The sequence below is a fragment of the Companilactobacillus crustorum JCM 15951 genome (assembly GCF_001434585.1).
Lineage (GTDB): Bacteria > Bacillota > Bacilli > Lactobacillales > Lactobacillaceae > Companilactobacillus > Companilactobacillus crustorum.
This window is the reverse complement of record NZ_AZDB01000005.1, coordinates 13,297-32,584: the sequence shown is the minus strand read 5'-3', so window position 1 is coordinate 32,584 and position 19,288 is coordinate 13,297. Positions and strand designations below refer to the sequence as shown.

The following is a 19,288-nucleotide window of genomic DNA, read 5'->3' as shown; positions in this document are numbered from 1 at the left end:
CCCTATAAAAAGTTATATGGTTCTGTATCTACCTCTGATTGTACTATATCTAATTCCAGTTTATTAGATTTTTTCCAATCATTTAAGATACTTGCCATTCTTTCTATAAAAACAGCTTCAATATGATGCCCTGGATCAACTACATTTAAACCATTAGCCATCATATCATGAGCCGTATGATAATAAACATCCCCAGTAATAAAGGTATCAGCGCCAGCTTTTAAGACTTCGGGATAAAACTTACCAGCATCGCCACCAATAATGGCAACCTTTTTAACTTTTTGTCCTAAATCGGACTTAACAAAGCGTAAATTTTTAACATGATAAGCATCTCGAACCATCTTAGCAAAATCGACCAATTCCATTGGTTTTTCTAGTTCGCCCATCCGACCAATCGAATAATCGTCGTCTTCGTCCAAGAAGCGAGCATTCTGCAAGCCAAGCTCTTCCATTAACCAATCGTTCATTCCATTATGTGCTTTATCTAAATTAGTATGACTAGCATATACCGAAATATTATGCGACAAAAGATCACGATACATTTTATTTTGCGGTGAAGATAAATCTAAATTATGAGCTGCACGAAACATCACTGGATGATGCGCTACGATCAAATCGACTTTTTTATCGATTGCTTCAGCCACAACATTAGGACGTACATCCAAAGTTGTCATAACCCGTTGTACAGTCTGTTGACGATCTCCCAATTGAAAACCTGTTGGATCGCCATCCATCTTAATTGATAATGGAGCAAATTCTTCAATTCTATTAATAATATCTTGAACTTTAACCATTAGAGTATCTCCTCAATATATTTAATATATTGGTTCATTACATCAATTTTTGCCTGATCAATTTGTTTAGCACGTTTCATATTAGTCACAGCTTTATGGTAGCCCTGTAATTTATGTTGCCATTTAGCGACAAAAGTTGGTGTTTTTTTCTGTATTAAAATTGGTCCCATTAAAAATTCTGGTTCACTTAAAGAAATTGCTGCATCAGTCTTTTGAGCCTTAATAATTTCATAAACATGATTATCTTCTGCCACAATATCTTCGTCAACAATCTTAAAATTATTTTCAACTAACCAATGACGCACCAAGGGTTCACCAATATTAGGCTGTAAGATTAGTGTCTGAACATGCGACAATTGTTCCACAGTTGCACGAGTGAGAATATCTTGAATTAAAATACCACCCATTCCAGCTATTACGACTGTTTGAATGTGGTCATTTTCTTTAATAACGGCTAAGCCATCGCCCAAACGGACATCAATTTTGCCACTAAGGCCAAATTTATCTACGTCTTTTTTAGAACGTGACATAGGACCTGGTGCGACTTCTCCAGCTATCGCATAAGACGCTATACCTTGTTCAATTAATTCAACTGGCAAATAGGCATGATCTGATCCAATATCAGCCACTCTGGTATTCGTATCAACCATTTGGTAAACAGCTTGTAATCTCTTTGAAAGTAAAGTCACTTTATCCTCTATTCTGCAGTCTTTTTATCTAAGTCTGTCATGTATTCACGTGTCATTGGCATTGCTGTACCACTAGCTCCATTAGTCAATAAGAATTGGATAACATCGATATTGCCACTTTCAAATGAAGCAGCACAGGCTTGAAGATACAAATCCCACATTCGAACAAATCTTTCGCCATACATTTCGTTAACCTTATCTTCAACTTTGTTAAAATTACGATCCCAAATTTCAACAGTCTTTTGATAATGACGACGCAATGGTTCAAGATCGTCAATTTGTAATCCAGCATCCAAAATATGTCCAACATTTTCCTTAACATCAGGAATATAGCCACCTGGGAAGATATATTTAACTAGCCAAGCATCAACACCAACACCATAATGTTGTCCTGTAATACCATGAATCAAAGCATTGCCATCTGGTTTCAAGACATCTTTTACAGTCTTGAAATATCCTGGTAAATTATCTTTACCAACGTGTTCGAACATACCAACGGAAACAACATGATCGAATTTTTCGCTAACTTCACGATAATCTTCCAACATAACTTCCATTTGGTCGCCTAAATTCTCATCTTGAATCTTTTGGTTTACATAGTCATATTGTTCTTGACTAAGAGTAACACCTTTAGCTTTAAGACCATACTCCTTAGCTGCAGTGAACATCATTGTTCCCCAGCCACAGCCAATATCAAGAATTGTTTCGCCAGGTTTAGTATTTAATTTATTAAGAATATGATGAACCTTATTCATTTGAGCTTGCTCCAAAGTATCTTCTGGAGTTCTGAAATAAGCACATGAGTAAGTCATAGTCTTATCAAGCCATAGCTTGTAAAAATCATTACCAATATCGTAATGCTCTTGAATTTCCTTTTTATTTCCTTCTTCAGAATGATTGAACTTAGGAATATATTTTTTTAATTTTAAACTAGACATGAAACTGTCTGATTGTGTATAAGCAGAAGTAATTAATTTTTGAATTGAACCTTCAATTTCAATTTTTTTATCCATATATGCTTCACCTAAAGTAAGCGTAGCATGTTTTACAACGTCAGAAATAGGAACTTTGTCATTAAACTTAATAGTTATATCAGACTTTCCTTCTGGTCCATAAGTCTTTTCTTTTCCATCCCAAAAGATAACCTTGATCGGAATAGTAAATGAACGTGAAAATATTTCGTCGTAAATCTTTTTATCTAACATAACATCCTCCAAAAAAATAGATATATTAATTGTAAATCAAAAAACAGAAAAATATAAACTAAAAACCTTAATTTTCAGAAACATATTTATAAAAATGTCTTGTTTCCATAAAATTTATCTAGCATGATATTTAAATTCAAGAACAAAATAAAAAGGACCACCAAATGGCAATCCTTATTTTCATCTATTCAAGAAAATCTTTTAATTGTTTAGATCTTGAAGGGTGACGTAGCTTTCTCAAAGCCTTGGCTTCAATCTGACGGATTCTCTCACGAGTAACGCCAAAGACTTTACCAACTTCTTCAAGTGTTCTAGTACGTCCATCATCCAAACCGAAACGAAGACGAAGCACGTTTTCTTCTCGATCTGTCAAAGTGTCCAAAACATTTTCCAATTGTTCCTTCAATAGTTCATATGAAGCGTGATCTTCAGGACTTGTAGCATCTGAATCTTCGATGAAATCACCAAGATGCGAGTCATCCTCTTCACCAATAGGTGTTTCCAATGAAACTGGCTCTTGAGCAATCTTCAAAATATCACGAACTTTGCCAGTAGGCATATCCATTTCAGCACCAATTTCTTCAGGAAGTGGTTCACGACCTAAATCTTGAAGCAATTGACGTTGAATTCTGATCAACTTATTGATTGTTTCAACCATATGTACTGGGATACGAATAGTTCTGGCTTGATCGGCAATAGCACGCGTAATGGCCTGTCTGATCCACCAGGTTGCATAAGTAGAGAACTTAAATCCTAGACGATAATCAAACTTTTCAACCGCCTTCATTAGTCCCATATTACCTTCTTGAATAAGATCCAAGAATTGCATTCCACGACCAACATATCTCTTAGCAATAGAAACAACCAAACGCAAGTTAGCTTCAGCTAATTTTTGCTTAGCTTCTTCATCACCTTGTTCAATCTTCAAAGCAAGATCAACTTCTTGTTGGGCATTAAGCAAAGGAACACGACCAATTTCCTTCAGATACATTCTAACTGGATCATTAACTTTGATATCAGTTGGAGGAGTTGTATCGTTCTTCTTAGTCTTCTTTGCTTCTTTCTTTTCTTTAAGAAGTGCTAATTTACTTGGATTGCCCTTATCGTCCACAACACCGATACCGACATCTTCAAGTTCACTAACAAAGTTAGTCAAAGCATCGCCTTTAAGTTTATAAGGCTTGATAATCTTTTCTTGAAGATCATCTTCAGTAATCTTACCAGTCTTTTTAAGATCTTTGATAAGTTTCTTTGTAGCAGTTTTTAATTCTTTTGATACTGCTGGTTTTTTAGTAGTTGCCATATATATTTATTCCTCCAGTATGCTTAATTGCTAAGGATTCTTCGAACATCAATCAATTGCTTAGTTAACTCTAGCTGCAATTTATTGTCACCTACCATCGCCGCTTTCTTTAATTGTTCATTAATCTCATTAAGCTGAGATTCCAAACTAGAATTCTTAATATTGGTAATATAATCATCAATTTCTTGATCGTTATAATCCTCAGGCATATTCATCATTTCTAATTCTGCCAAAAGATTTTTATCATTATCTTCCAAAACATTCATAAAATCGGATATATTAACTTCATCGTCAATTTTTTCCTCTTCTATATAAGATAACAGAGCTTCAAAAATCCGTTGATAATCTTGATGAATAAATTTAAAACCATCGCCTTTTAAGTTTATTCTAACTTCAGGAAAATTAATGGCCCAATATAATAAATAACGCTCTGATTTCTCTAATCGATTAGATTTGGGCCTAACACTTGAAGTAACTTTTTCTAAAGCCTTTTGTTGAACATCTTTATAATTGTTGGCTGGTTTTTGAATTTCGATTTGACGTCGTAAAGCGTCTAATTCTTTGTTGATTGCTTCTTTCGAAACATTCATTTCTTCAGCAACCTTGCCAACGTACATATCAATTTCAACTGGCGATTGTAGCTTAACTATTTCATGTAATGACTGATTCAAAAATTCTAACTGATCATGCTCGTTATTTAAGTTGTAGTTACGTTTAAAATAATTCAGAATAAAGGAGATTGGCGTTTGAACGCCATTATTGGCCAAACTTTGAAACTTTTGTGCCCCTTCAGTTCTGACGTATTCATCAGGATCCTTTTTGTCGGGAATACTAATTACCCCATAACTAAACCGTTCATCAGTTAACTGTGTCAATGCTCGATAAGTGGCTTCGACACCAGGATCATCGCCATCGTAACAGACATTGATTTGATTAGTTAAACGACTTAAAACATATAGCTGCTGGTCGGTTAAACTTGTTCCCATGGAGGCTACACCATTAGTAACACCGGCCTTATAGGCACTAATAACATCCATAAATCCTTCAAAAAGAATCACATTGCCCTTTTCGCGAATTTCTTTTTTAGCATTATTAAGGTTAAATAAAGTTTTACCTTTGTTGAAAATCTCCGTCTCTGGACTATTTAAATATTTAGCTGTTGAAGCATTTTTATCTAAAATTCGACCAGAAAAAGCAATGATATTTCCTGATTCATCAGTAATAGGAATCATCACTCGATCACGAAAACGATCAAATAATTCACCCTCTTGATTTTCAGCAAACAATCCTGACTTTCTTAAAATATCATCGCTGATATTTCGATCCTTGAAGAACTGTAACAATAGATTGTTATTGTTTGGAGCATAACCAATGTCAAAAGTTTGAATCAAGTCATCTGAAAGATCACGATTCTTGAGATACTTTAACGCTGGAGTACCATTCTCAGTCTTCATCAAAATATGACTGTAAAGCTTAGCCGCATCTGAATACATTTTTAACAATGTTTGACTGTCGGAATTTTGATATTGTGTGTTTTTAGCTTCATATTGATCAGGAACGGGAATGTTGCCCATTTGAGCTACTTCAATTACAGCTTCTGGAAAAGTCTTACTTTCCATTTCCATAATAAACTTAAAAACATTTCCACCACGACCACAACTAAAACAGTGAAAAATCTGCTTGTCCTCTGCAACAGAAAACGAAGGGGTTCGCTCTTCATGAAACGGGCAAAGTCCAAACAGATTTTTACCGGACTTCTTTAGCTGTACATACTTGCTAATTACATCAACAATATTGGTCTTCGAGGTAACTTCATCTATGAATTCCTGAGGAATTCTCGTTGCCATAGCTGTCACCTCCTCATATGTTTATAGATACAGAAATATAACACATCTATTTCTGGAAAACAAACATGCTGAATCAATCCACCAGCGACCTAAAATAAAAAAGTGCTCCCACAAAAAGTGCAAACTGGGACCACTGGTCACTTGTCAATATCTTATTATACACGGTCCTATATAAAAGTCACGTTATTTAACTATAATTATCTCCAATTAATAAAAAGCCTAATAATTCAAAAAGTACCTAATGACTTTCCCAGCCATTAGGTACTTTTTTGAAAACCTAAATACGATGCTTATTTAGTAACAATTTTTGAAAGATCACCCAAATTAGCAATCAAATTATTAGCAATAACTAATTGTGTCAAACGATTATTCTTAACTTTTTCATCCTTAGCCATGATCATATTTTCATCGAAATATGAGTCAATTACAGGACGTAATGCAGATAATTGTTTGAAGAGATCTTCAGCATTAGCATCACTAATTTGTTCAACTTGGCTCTTCAACTGTGATTCTGAAGGGTTTTCAAATAATGTTTCATCAACTGTCAAATCATCTGAATAACCGAATTTAGCTTTCTTAGATAAGTTAGCAATACGACCAAGAGCTTCCATGACAACTTTGAAATCATCATCTTGAATATGCTTTTGAAGAACTTCAGCAACATCGATCATTGCAATTGGATCTACATTTGATCCAGCAGCTACAGCATCGATAATATCATTTCTAATACTCTTTTGTTTCAACAATTGACGTACACGGTCAATCATAAAATCATTTACAGCTTTTTCATTCTTAGCTAAATCTAGTTTAGCAGGAACTTTTAAATTAGCCTTCAAATAGTCTTGAAGATCATTCAAGTTCAATGACCATTGATATTGATCAAGAATTCTTACAATACCATATGCCTGACGACGTAGTGCATATGGATCATTTGAACCACTAGGAATCAAATCGACTGCATAGAATGTAATCAATGAATCCAATTTATCAGCAATGGCCAAAGCTGCTCCAACTTTACTTGCTGGCAATTCGCCTTCCGCGGAGATAGGCATGTAATGTTCACGGATAGCATGTGCAACTGCTTCTGTTTCACCCATGATCTCAGCATACTTCTCGCCCATAACACCTTGCAATTCAGAAAATTCATCTACCATATTGGTTACTAGATCAAACTTATAAATATCGCTGGCACGAAGTAAGTCTTTGGTCTCAGTAGCATCTAATTGGAACAATTCAGCTAAATGTTCTGCAATTTGATGAACTCGAGCCATTTTTTCATACATAGTACCAATCTTAACGTGGAAGTTAACTGATTTTAGTTTTTCAACATAATCAGCAATTGTCTTCTTTTGATCTTCCTTAAAGAAGAAATCAGCATCTTCCAAACGAGCAACAAGAACTTTTTCATTACCACGGATTACATTTTCAATATGCTCAGAATTACCATTTCTTACACCAATAAAGTATGGAGCAAGTTTTCCAGCTTGATCACGAACATAGAAATATCTTTGATTATCTTTCATAGAAGTAATCAAGACTTCATCAGGAATTTCCAAGTACTTTTTATCAAATGAGCCATAAAATGTTGTTGGATATTCAACCAAGTTATTAACTTCCTCTAGTAAGTCTGGATCAACGTCAATATCCCAATTATTATCTTGAGCAATCTTATCAATTTGGTCAGCAATAATTTGTTTACGTGCTTTAGCATCAACAATCACAAATTGTGACTTTAATTTTTCAACATAATTTTTAGCATCATCAATCTCAATATCTTCACCTAAGAAACGATGACCACGTGTCATACGGCCAGAAGTAATATCAAGAATTTTCACTGGCACTTCTTCATTATCTAGTAATGAAACTAACCAGTGAATTGGTCTGATATATTCAAAATCATATGAACCCCAACGCATTCTTGTAGGGAATGTGATTGACTTAATAACTTCATCCATATGGCTCAAAACATCTTCAACTTTTTGACCATCTTCATGTTTTTGAATATAAGCATATTCAACACCTTTTAATTCTTCAAAGAAGATATCATCGGGAGTCATCCCTTGTCCACGGGCAAAACCTTGAGCAGCTTTAGTCCAATTGCCATCAGCATCTTGAGCAATTTTCTTAGATGGACCTTTGGCCTTAACATCAATATCAGTTTGCTTTTCTGCAATACCTTTAACGAAAATAGTTAAACGTCTAGGAGTTGAAAACTTTTCAACTGAATCAAAAGAAATACGATTTTCTTTAAGGAACTTTTCAGCTTTTTGAGCGAATTGATTGACACTCTTCGTTACAACATGGGCTGGCATTTCTTCCAAACCAATTTCTAATAAATAATTTTTAGTCATTTTCTTTCTCCTTTGCTTGGCTATTTGCTAAAAGTGGGAAACCACGTTTCTTTCTTTCTTCAACGAAGGCTTTAGCAACTTTATGAGCCATCTTTCTGATTCGTGATAAGAATGCAGCACGCTCAGTAACTGATACGGCACCACGAGCATCAAGCAAGTTAAATGTATGTGAACATTTCAAAATATAATCATAGGCTGGATGTACTAGTCCTAAGTCCATCAAACGATTAGCTTCAGCTTCATACTCATCAAAAAACTTAAACAACATATCTTGATTGCTTTCTTCGAATGAATATTTTGAATGTTCATATTCTGGTTCTTTGAAAATATCGCCATAAAGAACGCCATCACCCCATTCAAGATCATAAACTGAGTTTACATCTTGAATATATGATGCTAAACGTTCCACACCATAAGTAATTTCACTAGTTGTTGGATGACATTGAAGTCCACCGACTTGTTGGAAGTAAGTAAATTGTGATACTTCCATACCATCTAGCCAAACTTCCCAACCAACACCGGCACAACCCATTGAAGGATTCTCCCAATTATCTTCAACGAAACGAATATCATGTTCTAATGGTTCAATACCTAAAGCACGCAATGAATCCAAATAATATTCTTGAATATTTTCTGGAGCTGGCTTCATAACTACTTGAAATTGATGATGTTGATACAAACGATTAGGATTTTCTCCATAACGACCATCGGCTGGACGTCTTGAAGGTTCAACGTATGCCGCATTCCAAGGCTCTGGTCCAATCGCCCGCAAGAACGTATAAGGACTCATTGTTCCGGCACCCTTCTCTGTATCATAGGCTTGCATTAACATACAACCTTTATCACCCCAAAACTTTTGAAGTGTAAGAATCATATTTTGGATATTTAACTTCTTAACCATTTTTTCTCCCTTCGGGTCGAACACAAAAAAATCCCTTGCAGTGTACACTTAGGCACTTTCTGCAAGGGACGAGTATTCGCGGTTCCACCCTAATTCAGGACAAAGTCCTGCTCTTTTATATTCAAATAAATTGTACGCCATAAATCTAATCGAAGCTTTCACTGTCCTTCGTCGCTGTTTCAACATTTATCAATATAACCATTTTTATACCGAATGTCAATCAACTAAAGACGCCAGCGTTTCATCTTATCAATGAAAGTTTTGCTTTTAGGATAATAACCAACGGTTCCTAAATAAATAGCATCAATAGCATGTTGTATTAAATCCTTATTGCTCTCTTTAACTTCAATTTTTCCAACTTGGTCCAAATCAATTTTACTAAATAATCTAAGAAAATAAATAATCTTTTTTGGAATGTGAAGCCGATGAATATCGTTATCAAAATGCTTTGAACAGAGTAACCCTCCTAATAAAACTGAAAAGTCAAAAACTCCTTCAGTCTCGCCACCCACTACGCAAGCATCCATATTAGGAGCAACCCCAAAAGCATTCAACAATTGCATCTGCATAATATTAACTATTATCTGTGCATCGTAGCCATTTTCAATATATAACAAAGCCTTGAACAACTTTCGATACCATTGATCTGGTACTGGATCATCAACAAAAGCTTCATGATACAAATCAAATAAAAATGTTGCATAAGCGTTCAATTCAATATCCTGCACAATTTCATTAAATTGTTTGATATTACTAGCAGAATTTAAATATGATAGACCGTCGTTTTTGACTACACCGGCATATTCACCATAAGAAAAAGTAATAACCGAGCCTGATATCTTTGATTTAGCTGTCTGAGTTCCCCGAACTAAAAAGGTTTTGAAACCATATTCTCGGGTCAAGATGGTTACCAAAGCATCCTGTTCTTTATAACGCTGACGTCTAACGACAATTCCAAAAAAATTAGTTGGTGCTTGAACCATTAATTATTTAGATCCTTTACTGAGTAGCCAGCACTAGCCAAAAAGGCTGGATCATCACGCCAATTTTTCTTTACACGAACCCAAAGCTTCAAATTGATCTTTTCGCCAAGTAAATGTTCAATCTTGATTCGTGAACCAATACCGATATTCTTCAACATTGAACCACCTCGACCAATGACAATTGGTTTTTGACTGTCACGTTCAACGTAGATATAAGCTTCTACCTGTAATTTACCAGCCGCACTACGTTCTTTCATCGATTCAACAACTACAGCAACTGAATGAGGAATTTCATCACGAGTATCTTCCAAGATCTTCTCACGAATCAATTCTCCAACGATAAAGTACTCTGGATGATCTGTAATTTGATCTGCATCATAATATTGTGGACCCACTGGTAAATGCTTAGTCAAAGTGTCAAACAGATCATCAATATTGTTACCATTTGTTGCTGAAATAGGAATAATCTCCGCAAAGTCCATTAAATCTTTATATTCATCAATCTGAGGTGCCATTTCATCAGGATTGATCAAATCAATTTTATTTAGAACTAAGAAAACTGGAGCTTTTACTTTCTTTAATTCTTCAATGATAAATTTGTCTCCAGGTCCAGCTTGCTCGCCAGCCTCAGTCATAAAGAGAACGGCATCAACTTCTTTTAAAGCTGAAATAGCTGCCTTATCCATGTATTGATCCAAATCATTATGAGGTTTGTGAATACCTGGTGTATCCAAGAAAATAATCTGACGATTGTCATCAGTATAAATACCTTGAATTTTGTTACGTGTTGTTTGTGCTTTTGGTGATGTGATAGCAATTTGTTCTTTAACGATTCGATTCATAAATGTTGATTTACCAACATTAGGACGTCCAATAATTGCTACGAATCCTGAGCGAAAGTCTTTATTATCCATAATTAATCCATGTCCTTATCACTAAATGCTAGTGGCAAAATTTCTTTAAAAGTAAATTCTTTGAAATCATTGTGTTGATTAGCTAAATACACAATATCATCTGGTCCCATAAACTCACTCATTACCTGACGACAAGCCCCACAGGGCTTAGATAATTCATCTGTACCATTGGTAACAATAATCTTTGAAACGTGCTTGACACCTTCTGAAACAGCTTTAAAAATAGCTGTTCTTTCGGCACAATTAGTTAAACCATATGAGGCATTTTCAATATTAACACCTGAATACGTTTTATCGTTATCACAAACAATGGCAGCACCAACTCAATAGTTTGAGTAAGGAGCATAGGCATTTTTCATAGCCTCATCTGCTATTTCAAACAATTGCTTCTCATTTAATTCCACTAGGTTTAGTCTCCTTTTTTGTTTCTTAATCAATATCTATAATACAAGAGATTCCTTAATCATCAAAGCAAAAGACAAAGAAAAAACCAGATATATTTCTAATTTAGATACAAAGGGTCAAAATACTTACTTTTCGCTGTACCAGGTTATAATTTCAGAAATATCTTCCTCAGCTTGATAATTAACATTAAAGGTTCGTTTACTATTTCCAGAACGAATATAAATTAATAGACTAGCAATACTTTTTTGCTCTAACCAAATACTAGAACGCTTCTCAATATATTGAATTCTAGATTTAGGTATATAAATTACTTGTTTGATCATAAATTTATTATTCTGAAGCATTAAAAATTCTTTATTAACATACTGAACTTTGGAACGTTTCGCCGATAAAAATGCTGGAACAAACAACAAAAATAATCCTAAAATAATTATCATAATAATGAACCAAAAATTGGAATAACCAATCCATATCAAGCAACCTAAAGTCGGTATTGCCCAAAGGGTAGCATTACGCAGTTCATAATAGTATGTCCACTTATTTAATTTAGGTTCTATCTCTTTAACTGGTATTTGTGGTAAAAATTGTTGCAAAAATTCTCCAACTTTTTTAGTAGCTATTACTGGCATAATAACAATATCTTTTTCAGTTTCGCCCTCCTTAGAATTGGAAATTATCACCAACTGTATCGTACTAATCCCTAAAAAGGTTCTTAACAGTGGTTGTTTTACGATAACAGTTTGAATTCTTTTTATCGAAATAACAGTTTTTCTAATTTGAAATAAACCGCGTGTTATTTGTAATCGACCATCATTTTCAAGTAGCTGAAAATGATAATATTTTAAAATTAGAATTGCGACTGATCCTAGATAAAAGACAAATAACACTATTAAACTCACAATTATCAGTATTAAGAATCCTAGATGTGTCATTCTATCAGCTATATTCTGATAAACATTCTGCTTGATAGCATCTTTTACTTTTCCGTATAATGCCAAAACTGCTAATAATGCACTAAAATATGCCGGTGACGTAAGAGAAAATTTCCAAAGATCAGGCCAAGATATTGTATAAACATTTTCTTCAGTCTGAGCGTTATTTATCGTTGTACCTTTTTTATATCTCAACAAATCAATTTCTTTTTTTAGAGTATCAGGAACAGCTTTTAGCTCAACTTCAGCTTTGTTTGATTGTCCCGCGGTCTCAATTTCTAATTCTTCTAGACCAAAAGGCTTTAAAAAGAACCACTGATTCGTTGTGATATTTTGGATTCGGTCAAATGGGACATGATTAACTTTCTTAACCAATACTCCTGACCTAATGACGACTTCACTTTCTAAAATTTGATATGTGAACATAAAATAATCCATAATATCCCAAATTAAATTAATTATTACTAATGCAACAACAATTACTATCAACCAAGCAATTGAAGAAATTCGGCTAAATCCTAATATAAAAATAATCAATGGGAAAATAATTTGCTTTATTGATTCATAAGTAAAAATTAACAACGATATTGGATGCAATCGCTTTGGTTTAGAGGTCATTTTGGGCCTCCCGTGCTAATTTCATAATAAGTTCCTTAAGATTATCGGCCTCATCGTTTTTGATTCCAGAAATATCATTACCCCCAGCTGCCGTTTCAATTACAATCTTTTGTAGATTTTTCAATCTTAATATAGGGCCTTGTTTCAAGGTAACATTTTGAATTCGGGCAATCGGAATAATAATTTGCTTTCTAAAAAAGAAGCCATGACGTAGTTCAACTTGCTGAGCATCAATGTAATAAGTCCAATAGTTCCAATGATAATTGACTAACATTACTTCGATTAGTGGAATCAAAATAGTCAATCCCAGAAATACCAAACCTACAATTAGTAAAAAAGGTTGCATTCCTTTTGAAACAAATGTTTTACCAATAAATATTATCAAAGTTATTGCCAACAAAATTGTACAATCTAACAACGCATTCAAGCGCCAAATCACTTCAATATCTTTTGGCAGCTTTTTCACTTTATCCATTTCATTCTTCCCTTCTTAATTTTTTAAGCTTATCATCTTCACAAAAAAAGAGATAGGTCATAGTGATACAAAAAAATCCTCAACGACATTAAAAATGTCATTGAGGATCCTTTTATTTTTCAAGTCCATAAGCACTGAGAATCTTCTCTTGTAGACCAATCATAACTTTCTCATCTTCTGGCTTAATATGATCATAACCATTTAAATGCAAAATACCGTGAACAATTGTATAACCCAATTCACGATCAAATGAATGTTCGTAATCCTTAGCATGTTCATCAACTATTTCAACACTGATAAATAAGTCGCCGAGATCGACTGGCAAATCAGGAATTTGTGCTTCCAAGTAATCCAATGAATCTTCACCATCATTGATTGCAAAACTGATTACGTCAGTAGCTCGATCAGTATCTCGATACTCTTTATTAATCTCATGAATCTTATCTTTGGTAACAAAATGAATTGATAGTTGTGTATTGTCTTTCAAATCTAACTTATTAAAAGTAAATTGAACAATATCTTTTACCCAATTTTCCCTTTTGTCATCAATTAAATTATCATCATTATAAATTTCTAAGTCCATAATAATCCCCAGTAATTATTTTTCTTTTTTATCTGAATCCTCATATGCATCGATAATTTCAGCAACAACTGGATGTCTAACGACATCAGCTGAACTAAAGTTAACAAATTCTACATGTGGCAAATTAGTCAAAATTGACTGTGCCTGAACCAAACCACTTCTAGTATGCCCTGGTAAATCAATTTGAGAAATATCACCATTAACAATCATTTTAGAACCAAAGCCTAAACGAGTTAAAAACATCTTCATTTGTTCTCTAGTTGTATTTTGTGCCTCATCAAGAATGACAAAAGCTTCATCAAGCGTTCTACCTCTCATATACGCTAAAGGAGCTACTTCAATCACGCCACGTTCCAATAAACGACTAGTGTGATCTGAACCCATTATAGCGTATAAAGCGTCATAGATAGGACGCATATATGGATCAACCTTTTCCTTTAAATCGCCAGGTAAGAAGCCTAAGCTTTCACCCGCTTCAACAGCAGGACGTGTCAAAACGATTCTTTGAACCTTGCCTTGCTTTAAGGCTGCTACAGCCATGACTACTGCTAAATAGGTTTTACCTGTACCAGCTGGTCCGATTCCAAAAGTAATATCATTGTGGTTGATAGCATTAATATACTGTCTTTGTCCAAAGTTTCTAACCCGAACAGGTTTACCACTAAAATCTTTGATCAATTCATCTTTGTATAAATCACCAAAGTAATCTAAGGTACCCTTTTCAACCATTTTCAGGCCACTGACAATATCGGCGGCTCCTAAACTGATTCCCGTTTGAATTAATTCCATTAATTTTTTCAATAATGTCATGGCTTGGTTGACGTTATCTTCAACCCCAGTCACATCTAAGCGATCACCAAATGCATGAATTTGGACATCAAGTCCTTCTTCAATTAATTGTAAATTACTGTCATTAACACCAAAAAGGCTAACAGCATTTTGAGGATTTTTGATTTGAATGCTTTTCTTAATTGGTTCAACTTTTTCTGTCAATAAACAATAAACCTCCTGTTACTACGAATGATAGCACAGTGAGGGATTTTTTTGACAAAAAAAAGGTTAAAACATAAATGTTTTAACCTTTAGAAACTATCTATTAACGACGTTTCTTATTGCGCTTACGAGCAGCCTCAGACTTCAACTTTCTCTTGACACTTGGCTTTTCGTAAAACTCACGTTTTCTATATTCTTGAAGAGTACCACTCTTTGAAACGGAACGTTTGAATCGACGAAGAGCATCATCAAGCGACTCGTTTTCACGAACGACGGTTTTTGCCATATGATAATCCCTCCTTCCGATTTCTAACGTAACTGTCTATTGCTCTTGCAGTTCATATGTTATTATAACAAAAAGAAGCTAATGTTCAAATATTTTTTTACATTTTTTTGGAGGAATTTAATATGAAACAAGATTTAAACGTCTTTGTCCTATCAGATGGTGTTGGAGAAACTGCTCTGAGAGTTGCTAGAGCAGCATTCATACAATTTCCAGAAATGAATACCACTTATACAAAATACCCTTTTATAAAAAACGATAATCAGCTAAAAAGTGTTCTTGAACTCGCAAAAAGCAAAAATGCAGTCATTTTACACACAATTGTCTCAAAAGAAATATGTCAGGTCATCAATGAATTTTGTCAAAACAACGGGATTACCTATTATGATATTCTCAATCCCATCATTGGGACTTTTTCACAAATGACTAATCAAACTCCCTTACGCAAAAAAGGCTTGCTTCATGAATTGGATAAAAATTACTTCGATATGATTTCTGCTATGGAGTTTACCATCACTAATGACGATGGTCAAAATCCTAAAGGTCTCTTAGAAGCCGATTTGGTCTTACTCGGTATTTCTAGAACTTCAAAAACACCTCTGTCGCTCTATCTAGCAAATAAAAATATCAAGGTGGCTAATTTACCATTAGGTCCAACAACTAATCTCCCAGAGCAATTATGGGACGTTGACAAGAAAAAAATCATTGGACTTACTAATGATATGAATGTTTTACTAAAAATTCGTCGTCAGAGAATGATTGCTTACGGACTTGATCCCAATACAACGTACTCTGATGAGGATGAAATTAAAAAGGAACTTGATTACTCTAACCAAATATACAGTGAATTAGGTTGTCCAGTTATCAATGTTGCTGATCGTTCAATTGAAGAAACGGCCGCTATTATTATGGAAAAGCTTAATTTCAACGGCTATCAACGCGGTTAATTAAAAATATAGGACCTAATGACATAAAAATCATTAGATCCTATATTTTTTTATTTAATCAATTTTTCTTTCATTTCTGGATCGAATTTTTGACTACGTAACATCTCAATTTCTAATTTGTAAGGTGCCACACCTTTTTTATCATTTTCATCTTTCTTAACGTAAGGCGTCTCCATAATTTTAGGAACATTTTCAAGCTGTGGATGGTTGGCTACATAATTCAAAGCTTCAAAGCCAATTGTGCCAAAGCCAATATTTTCATGACGATCTTTATGTGATCCCATCTCATTTTTAGAATCATTCAAATGAATCACTGATAATTTATCTAAACCGACTATATGATCAAATTGATTCAAAACACCATCAAAATCATTTTTAACATCATAGCCAGCGTCGCTCATGTGACACGTATCCATCGTAACTGATAATTTATCATTTTGTTGACAGTTATCAAAGATTTCAGCAATTTGTTCAAAAGTAATTCCAACTTCAGTTCCCTTGCCTGCCATAGTTTCAATCGCGATAGATACTTTTTGATCAGGATCAATTGCTTCATTTAGGGCTTGACCGATTTGTTTAAGTGCAACTTCTGAGCCTTGACGCAAATGAGCTCCTGGATGAAAACTTAGTGCTTCAATACCTAAAGCATCTGAACGTTTGATTTCATCGTGCATGAAAGAAATACCAAAAGGCAACTTATCTGGCTTAACGGTATTGCCGAGATTAACGATATAAGGGGCATGACCAATTATATGGTCAATGCCATATAGCTTTAATAGTCTATGACCCTCTTCAATATTCATTTCTGAAACATCTTTACGACGTGTATTCTGTGGTGCGCCTGTAAAAATCATCATCGCATTAGCATTATAGCTGTGTGCTTCCTTGGCCGAACCAGCTAACATATTTGGTGCTTTCATAGCCACATGTGAACCGATTATCATCTTAATCCCTCCGTATCTATTAACTGCTTTGAAAATTATAGCATAGAAATTTAATGTATAAAAAAAGCGAAACCAAGTGGTTTCGCCTGATAATTTTAATAAATATGAGCCTGATAAAATCGTCCCATAACTTTGACCGTATCCGTAACACTCACGAAAGCATGTGGATCAGACAAAGCCATCGCCGTTTCCAAATCATTCAATTCAGAACGAGAGATAACAGTAAAGAGAATTGTCTTCTCTTCATGTTTATAAGCTCCTTCGGCATCATGAACAATAGTAATTCCACGTCTCATTTCGTTTTGAATCTGCGTAATAACATTCTTAGGCTTCGATGTTACGATCATAACTTGTAGCTTTTGATCCTTGTTATAAATCATATCAATAACCTGACCATTGATAAAGATACTGACCGCACTATACAAAGCATGAACCCAACCGAATAACAAACCAGCACAGGAAACAATAAAAATATTAAAGATAATATTAATTGTTCCGACACTTTTACCAGTCTTTTTCCGCAAGATAATCCCTAAAATATCAATACCACCAGTGGAAATACCATTTCTCAACGCCATTCCGGTACCAAAACCATTCGCTACCGCACCAAAAATGGCACAAACTAACGGATCAGCAGTAATTTTTACTGGAGGTAATAAATGCATCATCATACTGGCTAAAGCAACTGCAATAACGGTAAAAATGGTGAATCTATGATCGATTTTTCGCCACGAAAGTACAAACAACGGAGCGTTTAATGCAAAGTACATAATGGCAGTTGAAATATTAAATGGCATCCAACGATGTGAAATTGTTGAAATCAATTGCGCTGCACCAGTTACACCGGAACCATAAATGCCCCCTGGCGTCCAGAACATATTAACCGCAATTGACACAGCAATTGAATATAGAAACGCTATTGAAATTTTGGATAAGTTCTGATGCCGTTCGATCAGCTTATCTAATTCACCCATATTAAAATTTCTCCTAATTGTCTTAAGTTACCTAAACAATATTATCACAATTAGAAATTTTTTCAGGTTATTTACGATGTTTTTTAATAAATTCGGCTCGTCCGCCACTTTCTTCCATTTCAAAGCGCAGAGGATTCTTTTTATAGAAATCTTGGTGGTAGTCTTCAGCTGGATAAAAAGTTGTTGCAGGCTGAATCTTTGTTACGATTGGTTGATCGAATATTCCAGATTCGGCCAAGGCTTTCTTAGAAGCTTCAGCGATTTCTTTTTGCTCCTCATTTGTATAGAAAATAATAGGACGATAGCTGTCGCCACGATCCTGAAATTGACCCATAGCATCTGTTGGGTCAGCAATCTGCCAATAAATCTCTACTAAATCTTTATAAGAAATAATGTCGGCATCATAAGTTATTTCAACAGATTCAGCATGACCTGTTGTCTCTGTACAGACCTGCTCATAAGTAGGATTAGCAACATGCCCACCACAATAGCCTGATACTACTGAAATAATACCAGGTTGCTCGTCAAAAGGTTTAACCATGCACCAAAAACAGCCACCAGCAAAAATTGCAGTTTCTTTTTTCATCTATTCAGCATCCCCATCTTCAACAAATTTTTTGTAATCCGAATAGCCCTTCTCATCCATTTCCTCATATGGAATGAACTTAAGTGCAGCAGAATTAATGCAATATCTTAAACCGCCCAATTCTTCTGGACCATCAGTAAAGACATGTCCTAAGTGCGAATCGGCTGCGCCACTTCTAACTTCAGTTCGTTCTTGCAACAAACGTGTATCACGCTTTTCTTTCAGTTTAGCAATTGGTTCACTAAATGAAGGCCAGCCACAACCGGCATCGTATTTCTTAGCTGAAGAAAATAATGGTTCACCGCTTGCGATATCAACATAAATACCCTTTTTGTAGAAATTATCGTACTTTCCACTAAAAGGACGCTCTGTGGCAGCATGTTGAGTCACTTCGTATTGTGTTTCTGACAAATCATCCAAATCCTTCTTATACTCGTTTGACATAAAATCACTCCTTCTCGATTTATATGTTTTAGTATAAACTTTCTGAATATTAATTCTACCACTCTGCTCACAAACTTAGAGCCTCAATTAATTAGAATGTTAAGTTTTGCACAATTT

General features: G+C 34.7%; 20 protein-coding genes. 1 reads left to right on the top strand and 19 read right to left on the bottom strand.

Translation table 11 applies throughout. The features are described from left to right. Positions 1 to 2: 2 nt before the first annotated feature. From FD26_RS02500 to rpsU, 15 genes are all read right to left on the bottom strand, one after another. Complete coding sequence (locus tag FD26_RS02500) at positions 3 to 794, bottom strand: Nif3-like dinuclear metal center hexameric protein (protein WP_057866864.1); 792 nt, start codon at positions 792 to 794, stop codon at positions 3 to 5. After that, positions 794 to 1,483: a tRNA (adenine(22)-N(1))-methyltransferase gene (locus tag FD26_RS02495; protein WP_057866863.1), complete on the bottom strand. Its 690-nt coding sequence runs from the start codon at positions 1,481 to 1,483 to the stop codon at positions 794 to 796. Before FD26_RS02495 ends, FD26_RS02500 begins: the two co-directional genes overlap by 1 nt. A gap of 8 nt (positions 1,484 to 1,491) precedes the next feature. Next, positions 1,492 to 2,688: an SAM-dependent methyltransferase gene (locus FD26_RS02490; protein ID WP_057866862.1), complete on the bottom strand. Its 1,197-nt coding sequence runs from the start codon at positions 2,686 to 2,688 to the stop codon at positions 1,492 to 1,494. A 184-nt stretch (positions 2,689 to 2,872) separates the two neighbouring features. Continuing rightward, positions 2,873 to 3,991: an RNA polymerase sigma factor RpoD gene (gene rpoD / locus FD26_RS02485; RefSeq protein WP_057866861.1), complete on the bottom strand. Its 1,119-nt coding sequence runs from the start codon at positions 3,989 to 3,991 to the stop codon at positions 2,873 to 2,875. A gap of 23 nt (positions 3,992 to 4,014) precedes the next feature. Beyond that, positions 4,015 to 5,838: a DNA primase gene (gene dnaG, locus FD26_RS02480; protein WP_057866860.1), complete on the bottom strand. Its 1,824-nt coding sequence runs from the start codon at positions 5,836 to 5,838 to the stop codon at positions 4,015 to 4,017. A gap of 290 nt (positions 5,839 to 6,128) precedes the next feature. After that, positions 6,129 to 8,189 carry a glycine--tRNA ligase subunit beta gene (gene glyS, locus FD26_RS02475; protein ID WP_057866859.1) on the bottom strand — a complete coding sequence of 687 codons (2,061 nt, stop codon included), beginning with the start codon at positions 8,187 to 8,189 and terminating at the stop codon, positions 6,129 to 6,131. Continuing rightward, a complete protein-coding gene (glyQ, locus tag FD26_RS02470; RefSeq protein ID WP_057866858.1) occupies positions 8,182 to 9,090 on the bottom strand; it encodes a glycine--tRNA ligase subunit alpha in 909 nt (302 codons plus the stop codon). The genes glyS and glyQ overlap by 8 nt, the downstream gene beginning before the upstream one ends. A gap of 224 nt (positions 9,091 to 9,314) precedes the next feature. Continuing rightward, entirely contained in the window at positions 9,315 to 10,073 is a 759-nt protein-coding gene (recO, locus tag FD26_RS02465) for a DNA repair protein RecO (RefSeq protein ID WP_057866857.1), read from the bottom strand. Next, complete coding sequence (era, locus tag FD26_RS02460) at positions 10,073 to 10,987, bottom strand: GTPase Era (RefSeq protein ID WP_057866856.1); 915 nt, start codon at positions 10,985 to 10,987, stop codon at positions 10,073 to 10,075. Before era ends, recO begins: the two co-directional genes overlap by 1 nt. 2 nt (positions 10,988 to 10,989) lie before the next feature. After that, the gene (locus FD26_RS10845) at positions 10,990 to 11,298 is read right to left on the bottom strand and encodes a cytidine deaminase (RefSeq protein WP_338080436.1); all 309 of its coding nucleotides are present in this window, start codon (positions 11,296 to 11,298) and stop codon (positions 10,990 to 10,992) included. A 219-nt stretch (positions 11,299 to 11,517) separates the two neighbouring features. After that, positions 11,518 to 12,942, bottom strand: a complete 1,425-nt coding sequence (locus FD26_RS02455) for a PH domain-containing protein (RefSeq protein WP_057866855.1) — start codon at positions 12,940 to 12,942, stop codon at positions 11,518 to 11,520. Continuing rightward, positions 12,932 to 13,417 carry a PH domain-containing protein gene (locus FD26_RS02450; protein ID WP_057866854.1) on the bottom strand — a complete coding sequence of 162 codons (486 nt, stop codon included), beginning with the start codon at positions 13,415 to 13,417 and terminating at the stop codon, positions 12,932 to 12,934. Before FD26_RS02450 ends, FD26_RS02455 begins: the two co-directional genes overlap by 11 nt. 112 nt (positions 13,418 to 13,529) lie before the next feature. Further along, positions 13,530 to 14,000, bottom strand: a complete 471-nt coding sequence (gene ybeY, locus FD26_RS02445) for an rRNA maturation RNase YbeY (protein WP_057866853.1) — start codon at positions 13,998 to 14,000, stop codon at positions 13,530 to 13,532. 15 nt (positions 14,001 to 14,015) lie between these two features. Next, positions 14,016 to 14,993: a PhoH family protein gene (locus FD26_RS02440; RefSeq protein WP_057866852.1), complete on the bottom strand. Its 978-nt coding sequence runs from the start codon at positions 14,991 to 14,993 to the stop codon at positions 14,016 to 14,018. A 103-nt stretch (positions 14,994 to 15,096) separates the two neighbouring features. Then, positions 15,097 to 15,279 (bottom strand): 30S ribosomal protein S21, encoded by a 183-nt coding sequence (gene rpsU, locus FD26_RS02435; RefSeq protein ID WP_010019742.1) that lies wholly within the window; start codon positions 15,277 to 15,279, stop codon positions 15,097 to 15,099. Between the two features lie 122 nt (positions 15,280 to 15,401). On the opposite strand from rpsU, the gene FD26_RS02430 reads away from it, so the two are divergent. Then, complete coding sequence (locus FD26_RS02430) at positions 15,402 to 16,223, top strand: pyruvate, water dikinase regulatory protein (protein ID WP_057866851.1); 822 nt, start codon at positions 15,402 to 15,404, stop codon at positions 16,221 to 16,223. A gap of 50 nt (positions 16,224 to 16,273) precedes the next feature. On the opposite strand, the gene FD26_RS02425 is transcribed toward FD26_RS02430, so the two are convergent. The 4 genes from FD26_RS02425 to msrB form a co-directional block, all read right to left on the bottom strand. Then, positions 16,274 to 17,167, bottom strand: coding sequence for a deoxyribonuclease IV (locus FD26_RS02425; protein ID WP_057866850.1), 894 nt, complete (start codon positions 17,165 to 17,167; stop codon positions 16,274 to 16,276). 95 nt (positions 17,168 to 17,262) lie between these two features. Further along, the gene (locus FD26_RS02420) at positions 17,263 to 18,141 is read right to left on the bottom strand and encodes a YitT family protein (protein ID WP_057866849.1); all 879 of its coding nucleotides are present in this window, start codon (positions 18,139 to 18,141) and stop codon (positions 17,263 to 17,265) included. A 67-nt stretch (positions 18,142 to 18,208) separates the two neighbouring features. Further along, positions 18,209 to 18,727: a peptide-methionine (S)-S-oxide reductase MsrA gene (gene msrA, locus FD26_RS02415; RefSeq protein WP_057866848.1), complete on the bottom strand. Its 519-nt coding sequence runs from the start codon at positions 18,725 to 18,727 to the stop codon at positions 18,209 to 18,211. Further along, entirely contained in the window at positions 18,728 to 19,171 is a 444-nt protein-coding gene (gene msrB / locus FD26_RS02410) for a peptide-methionine (R)-S-oxide reductase MsrB (RefSeq protein ID WP_057866847.1), read from the bottom strand. It lies immediately after the preceding gene. Positions 19,172 to 19,288 lie beyond the last annotated feature (117 nt).